Below are 349 nucleotides of genomic sequence, written 5' to 3'. Positions count from 1 at the left end.
CCTCGGCGTGCCCCGCGGGTCCGGCGACAAGATCGTCCAGACCGCCTCCACCAACGGCATCCCCTCCGCCGCCCTGGCCGCCTACCAGCGCGCCGCCACGGTCATCAACGCCGCCGACAAGACCTGCAACATCCCGTGGCAGCTGGTCGGCGCCATCGGCCGCGTCGAGTCCGACCACGGCCGCTACGGCAACAACACCCTCGGCACCGACGGCATCTCCCGCCCCGGCATCTACGGCATCGCGCTCAACGGCTCCAACAACACCCAGGCGATCCTCGACACCGACGCCGGCCAGTACGACCGCGACGCCAAGCACGACCGCGCGGTCGGCCCGATGCAATTCATCCCC

General features: G+C 71.1%; 1 pseudogene. It reads left to right on the top strand.

The annotated features are described in order from the left end of the window. A pseudogene (locus tag ASD66_RS25350) lies at nt 1-349 on the top strand (hypothetical protein); the annotation flags it as partial.

The organism is Nocardioides sp. Root151, assembly GCF_001427925.1.
Taxonomy (GTDB): Bacteria; Actinomycetota; Actinomycetes; order Propionibacteriales; family Nocardioidaceae; genus Nocardioides.
Note: the sequence above shows the minus strand (reverse complement) of the source record. Positions and strands in the feature narration are given on the sequence as shown.